Source organism: Elusimicrobiota bacterium, assembly GCA_018816525.1.
Taxonomy (GTDB): domain Bacteria; phylum Elusimicrobiota; class Endomicrobiia; order CG1-02-37-114; family XYA2-FULL-39-19; genus OXYB2-FULL-48-7.
This window is the reverse complement of record JAHIVV010000067.1, coordinates 1-6,078: the sequence shown is the minus strand read 5'-3', so window position 1 is coordinate 6,078 and position 6,078 is coordinate 1. Positions and strand designations below refer to the sequence as shown.

General features: G+C 40.2%; 8 protein-coding genes. All 8 read right to left on the bottom strand.

What is annotated here, in order from left to right; translation table 11 throughout:
* A partial coding sequence (locus KKH91_06465; GenBank protein ID MBU0952445.1) for a DUF1667 domain-containing protein occupies positions 1-512 on the bottom strand: 512 nt, incomplete at its 3' end.
* A gap of 13 nt (positions 513-525) precedes the next feature.
* The gene (locus KKH91_06460; protein MBU0952444.1) at positions 526-1,500 is read right to left on the bottom strand and encodes an NAD(P)/FAD-dependent oxidoreductase; all 975 of its coding nucleotides are present in this window, start codon (positions 1,498-1,500) and stop codon (positions 526-528) included.
* Positions 1,501-2,925 (bottom strand): NAD(P)/FAD-dependent oxidoreductase, encoded by a 1,425-nt coding sequence (locus tag KKH91_06455; protein ID MBU0952443.1) that lies wholly within the window; start codon positions 2,923-2,925, stop codon positions 1,501-1,503. It abuts the gene before it with no gap.
* 2 nt (positions 2,926-2,927) lie between these two features.
* The gene (glpK, locus tag KKH91_06450) at positions 2,928-4,406 is read right to left on the bottom strand and encodes a glycerol kinase GlpK (protein MBU0952442.1); all 1,479 of its coding nucleotides are present in this window, start codon (positions 4,404-4,406) and stop codon (positions 2,928-2,930) included.
* Between the two features lie 40 nt (positions 4,407-4,446).
* A complete protein-coding gene (locus KKH91_06445) occupies positions 4,447-4,779 on the bottom strand; it encodes a nucleotidyltransferase domain-containing protein (protein ID MBU0952441.1) in 333 nt (110 codons plus the stop codon).
* Positions 4,758-5,150, bottom strand: a complete 393-nt coding sequence (locus tag KKH91_06440; GenBank protein ID MBU0952440.1) for a HEPN domain-containing protein — start codon at positions 5,148-5,150, stop codon at positions 4,758-4,760. The genes KKH91_06445 and KKH91_06440 overlap by 22 nt, the downstream gene beginning before the upstream one ends.
* A 105-nt stretch (positions 5,151-5,255) precedes the next feature.
* On the bottom strand, positions 5,256-5,594 hold the full coding sequence (locus KKH91_06435; GenBank protein ID MBU0952439.1) for a cupin domain-containing protein: 339 nt from the start codon (positions 5,592-5,594) through the stop codon (positions 5,256-5,258).
* Positions 5,595-5,625: 31 nt separating this feature from the next.
* Positions 5,626-6,078: cation diffusion facilitator family transporter (locus KKH91_06430; GenBank protein ID MBU0952438.1), on the bottom strand; the 453-nt coding region annotated here is incomplete at its 5' end.

The following is a 6,078-nucleotide window of genomic DNA, read 5'->3' as shown; positions in this document are numbered from 1 at the left end:
TAGCCGTGCACCAGAACGATTGCAGCTTTATAATTATCAGGAATAAAAAAATGATAGGAAATATCTTCGCCGCATGACTTAAAAGTCCTGAAAACGTGCTTTACGTTTTTGAAATATAGAGAATAATAGTTTAAATATTTTTGGATGATCTCAGGGTAAGAAGCGCTTCTTGTCGCAACAAGGTTTGCTTCCAAACCAAGTATATTGCGCACAATAAGATCACCTGCAGAAACAGGTTTATCTTTAACTCGCACTTTCTTAATTTCCTGCATAACGTCAAGAATTTTGGACTTAGGCACAGGCCTGTCTGTCTTAACAGGAATCATTTTATAATCAAGCCCTTCAGCCAGCACGGTAGAAGTTATAATGCGCTTTGGATTTTCAATTTCCTGCCTGGCATATTTTTCCCCTTTTGGGCATTCATTATCCTTAACAGATACGATTTTTTTATTATCAATGCCCACATTGATCACACAACTCTTCGGGCATTCTATGCACACCATCTTCTTCATTTCCATTTTATTCCTATTTAACCCTTATGAAATCCGCTGCCATTTTACCCGCCAACTCGCTGTCCCTTGTTGCCCAATCAACAAGGTCATAAACTTTATATGCATTCCCGCAGACAAAAACCCCCGGAATTGAAGTCATATTTACCTTATTTGATTTGGGGCAGTTTGTCCGTTCGTCTATTTCTACGCCCGCCATTTCTATAAGTTCATTCTCTGGTATCAATCCCACAGAAACAAGAACCGTATCGCAGGCAATATTAAATTGTGTCCCTGGAATTTCTTTTAACTGCCTGTCAACTCCTGTTATATCAACGCTTTCAACACGGTCTTTCCCGTTAATGAACTTTACCTTATGCCTTAAATAAAGAGGAATATTAAAATCTTCCAGGCACTGGACAACATTGCGTTGAAGCCCTTTTGTCCTATCCATTATTTCAATAACAGCTTTCACCTGCGCTCCCTCAAGGGTAAACCTGCGCGCCATTATAAGCCCTATATCCCCGGAACCTATAACAACAACATTTTTTCCGGGCATTAATCCTTCGATATTTATCAGTTTCTGCGCCAGGCCCGCGGGAAAAATTCCTGCAGGGCGCGACCCGGCAATATTTATCATTTCCCTGGTGCGTTCACGGCAGCCAGTCGCCATAATAAGGGATTTGGCTTTTACTGTTTCAAGTTTTCCGAACCGCAGGTATTTTAAAACTTTATCCCCGGCCAAATTAACTACAAAGGACTTAAGGCTGATCTCAATTTCAGGTATCGCCTTCAGCTTATCGATAAAACGTTCCGCATATTCCGGCCCGGTCAGAATGTCATTGAAATATTTGAGGCCGAACCCTGTATGAACACACTGGTTCAATATTCCCCCCAGGCAGTTGTTGCGCTCTATAAGAAGTATATCGCGGATACCCGTGTTATAAGCAGCAATAGCCGCAGCCATTCCTGCAGGCCCTCCTCCTACGATAACTAATTCTCTTTCATTCATTTAACGAAGTTCCCCGATTACGATCTCGGATCCTCTGCCTCTTTTGGTAACTGTTGTAATATCAATATTCAATTCCTTTGACAATATTTTCATTATTCTGCAGGTGCAAAAACCCCCATGGCACCGGCCTGCCTGGGCGCGGGTTCTGAATTTTACGCCGTCAAGCGTTTTTGCGCCCCTTTTTATAGCGTCGCGGATTTCTTTTACTGAAACCATTTCGCAACGGCATACTATATCCCCGTATTCAGGGTCTATTTTAATAAGTTTTTCCAGTTTTTTTAAAGGAAGCGCAAACAAGTGTGTTGTTTTCCTGCGGTGTTTTTTAAAATGCGGTTTCTTCTTCAGTTTTAAACCGTTATCTTTCAATATCCGGGCAACCATTTCAGCTATAGCGGGAGCCGCTGTTAAACCGGGCGACTGGATGCCTGCCACATTTACAAACCCCGGAACTTTATCTTCGTGCCGTATAATAAAATCCTTGCCTGCAATCGGGCGCAAGCCAGCAAAAGATGTAATAACATGTTTTTTATCTATTTTGGGCATCATTTTCTTTACAGCGCTGAACACTTCTTCAATCCCTTCATCGCTGGTTGAATGGCCTTCTTTATCTTCCTGTTCTTTTGCCGTAGGCCCCACCATGGGATTGCCGTCAGCAGTTTTGATAATCAGTATTCCCTTGGTATGTTCTTCCGGCAGAGGAAAGATAAGATGATTGCTGATATGCTCAAGTTTCTTATCCAGTATATATTCCTCGCCTTTGCGCGGAGATATTTTAAAATCATCAATGCCAATCATTGCAGAAACTTCGTCCGCATACAACCCTGCCGCATTTACTACATAACTGGTTTTGAAAACAGAGTTTTGTGTAATAAGTTCAAAATTGTTTTTACCTGCGGTTTTTATATTTTTTACTTCCGTATCCGTAAATATCTTAACGCCGTTATTGGCTGCATTCTCGCTTAAATCATAAACAAACCTGTATGGGCTGATAATACCCGCTGTTGGCGCATATAGAGCGCTGACAACTTTATCGCTTAAATTGGGCTCGTGTTTCGTAAGCCACGCCTTGTTTACTATTTTCAAACCGCGGACACCGAGTTTTTCAGCGTCGGATTTAATTTGTTTGAGGTGTTCCATATCGCTTTCACTAAATGCAACTATTAGTTCTCCCACTTCCTTGAAATCAATACCAAGCTCGAGCGCTATTTTGCGCGTTAATTTATTTCCGCGCACGCAAAGTTTACCCTTCAATGATCCTGGCGGGTTTTGCGTGCCCGGGTGTATTATACCGCTGTTGGATTTTGAAACACCAAATGCCAGCTCAGTTTCTTTTTCCAAAAGCGCGATTTCCAGCTTATAGCGGGATAATTCATGCGCTATCGCACTGCCTACTACTCCTCCGCCAATAATAATTACATCATACATTTTCATAAAATAGTCCGCTTCACAGCGGTTCCCCAGCCTTCGTAAAGAGAATCAGATTCTTTTTTATTCATCTTTGGCATGAAAACCCTGTCTTTTTGCCAGTATTTTGCTATATCTGCAGAGGATCTCCAATAACCAACTGCCAAACCTGCCAGGAAAGCGGCGCCAAGAGACGTGCTTTCTATTGTTTTCGCTCGGATCACAGGAATGCGCAGAATGTCCGCCTGAAACTGGCATAAAAAATTATTTCTTGTTGCCCCGCCGTCAACTTTAAGGTTTTTTATTTTTAATCTTGAATCCTTTTTCATCGCTTCCAGCACATCTTTCGTCTGGTAGGCCATGGCTTCTAATGCCGCGCGCGCCAGATGCGCTCCGGTTGTTCCTCTTGTAATGCCTGATATACAGCCCCGAGCATACTGGTTCCAGTAAGGCGCGCCTAACCCCGCAAGGGCAGGAACAAAATATACTCCCGCATTATCTTTTAAAGACACAGCCATTTTTTCAGTTTCTTTGGCTGATTTTATTAAACCTAACCCGTCACGCAGCCATTGCACCGCAGCGCCCGCAATAAATACCGCTCCCTCCAGAACATAAACAGGCTCTCCATTTACTCCGCAGCCAAGAGTTGTTATTAAGCCGAATTTAGATGAAATGCGCGTCTTGCCGGTATTCATCAGCACAAAACTTCCTGTTCCGTAAGTATTCTTTATTGTTCCGGGCTCAAAACAGGCCTGGCCGAAAAGAGCCGCCTGCTGGTCCCCTGCTATGCCTGTTATAGGAATGCCTGCAGGCAATTTTCCAATCTTTACTGTTTTTCCAAAATATCCGGAGGATTTTTTGACTTCCGGCAATATCGACTTTGGAATTCTGAATAGTTTAAGGAGGCCGTTATCCCATTCCTTTTTTTCTATATTGAAAAGCATAGTGCGCGAAGCATTTGTATAATCAGTTGAATGGCTTAACCCGCCGGTAAAGTTCCAGAGCACCCAGGCATCTGTTGTACCGAAACAAAGCCTGCCCTGTTTTGCTTTTGCCGCGGCGCCCGCGACATTTTTTAATATCCATTCTATTTTTGTTGCTGAAAAATATGCGTCAATCGGAAGCCCGGTTTTCTTGCGGATAAGTTGTATGTTTTTTTTATCCCGGGCCAGGCTTTTGCACCTTTCTGCTGTTCGCCTGCACTGCCAGACAATTGCATTATAGACGGGTTTATTTGAAATCCTGTCCCAGATGACGGTTGTTTCCCGCTGGTTGGTAATACCTATGGCGGAAATTGAGTTTTTCGGGATTTTATCAAGAATTTTTTGAATGGAATTATTAACGCTGGCCCAGATTTCTGCAGGATTATGTTCAACCCGGCCAGGGGAAGGAAAATACTGCCGGAATTCTTCATACGATGAAGCGACTACCGCCCCTCTTTTATTATATACAACAGCCCTGGTACCTGTTGTCCCCTGGTCTATGGCTAAAATATATTTCATGCTAAATTATTATACTAATTTAGGAGAAGGTTTTGAAGCGTTATTTAAGGAGAGAAATGCCTTCGCTTTTAGCTGTGTTTATTATCAGAGAAGAATTACTGGACCATTCCCTATCGGAATAGTACATAATATCAATAGGTTTTCTTATTTGTTTAACCAGCTCTCTGTGTATACCCCGCGTAAGCTGTACTTTTTCAAAAATATCTTTGTTCCTCAGGTCCTTAGAAATTACCATTATGTCTATATCGCTGTCAGGCCTGTTTTGTTTTTTAATAAATGAACCATAGATGATGATATCATCAAGTCTTAAATGCTTCGATAGAAATGATTTCTGAATAATTTGTTTCGTTTTTAGTATTTTGTTTTTAAACATTTTAGTAATTTATCTGTTTGATTAAGTATGTTTTTGGTTTTATTTTTATTGAATTGTTTGATTAAAGATTTTAATTCTTCAGGGTATCTTGTTGGAATACTTAATTCATTTAGGTCGTCGATTAATACTTGCAAATTGTTAGGTATTTCTAAACCTATTTTTTCAGCTAAATAAGTTAAATCATGGGTTTTTGGTGGATTTTGTTTTAATACTTTTGCATATAAACCCTTTAGAGTTTTTTCAACGGCTAAATGGCACATAAAAACCGCATAAATATATCTGCCCGTTTTAAACATGGCTTTTGCGGTATTGAAATCATAAACCGATTGTTCAATCCATTCTTTGGGTAATTTATAGTGTAAATTGTTCATGATATGATCCCATGCTTTTCTGTCTATCTAAATGATACTAAATTCGAGCTTCCTTTTCAAATGGTTTCTTTACTTTATGGAGCGGATTTGAAGCGGTATTACTGTTTAAGCTCTTATCATTACAAGCATCATTTTGAATCTCACTTTGGCGTTTAAAGCGTGAGGTTTATTTGCAGGCATAATAATCATTTTGCCTGTTTTAACATTAAATGCTTTCCCTGAAATTAAAATCTCCGCTTCGCCGTCAAAAATATAAACCATCGCATCATAAGGGGCTGTATGCTCGCTTAAGCCCTGCCCTTTATCAAAAGCAAAAAGAGTTACTGTCCCGGGTTTTTTATCAATAGTCGTCCTGCTGACCACCGAACCTGTCTGATAATTCACAAACTCAGATAATTTTAGTACCTTTGTTGTCAAATCATTTCTACTCGCTTGTTTTTCCATACAAATTTCCCCCTGCGGTAACAGTTTCCATTCATTGATTACAGCTAATTATTTCAATGCTTAAATGCGATAGTTCGTGTACTTCCTGCAGCAAATTTTTATATTCATTTAATTCTTTTGGTTTTTTTGCAACCAGGGATATGATGCAGGAATAATTATTTTGCCCGACTTTCCACAGATGCAAATCAGCTATTTTAGTATCATTATCGCTTTCAATTATATTCCTGATTTCCTTTTGCAATAAATCATTTTTATCTCTGTCCAGCAAAATAACTGAAGTGTCCTTTAATAACTGAAAAGACCACCCAAATAGCAGAATCGAACTTACAATACCCATCAACGGGTCAAGGAAATTCAACTGCAACAGTTTTGCGCCCAATAACGCTATAATCGCAAAAACGGATGTTAATGCATCGGCAAGCACGTGCAAGTAAGCGGATTTCATATTCAAATCATGGCCAGGATGATTTTTATGGTTATGTTC

Coding starts and splice junctions, on each gene's coding strand:
- KKH91_06440 (MBU0952440.1), bottom strand. CDS start 5,150: ATGAACAATTTACACTATAAATTACCCAAAGAATGGATTGAACAATCG.
- glpK (MBU0952442.1), bottom strand. CDS start 4,406: ATGAAATATATTTTAGCCATAGACCAGGGGACAACAGGTACCAGGGCT.
- KKH91_06445 (MBU0952441.1), bottom strand. CDS start 4,779: ATGTTTAAAAACAAAATACTAAAAACGAAACAAATTATTCAGAAATCA.
- KKH91_06460 (MBU0952444.1), bottom strand. CDS start 1,500: ATGAATGAAAGAGAATTAGTTATCGTAGGAGGAGGGCCTGCAGGAATG.
- KKH91_06435 (MBU0952439.1), bottom strand. CDS start 5,594: ATGGAAAAACAAGCGAGTAGAAATGATTTGACAACAAAGGTACTAAAA.
- KKH91_06455 (MBU0952443.1), bottom strand. CDS start 2,925: ATGTATGATGTAATTATTATTGGCGGAGGAGTAGTAGGCAGTGCGATA.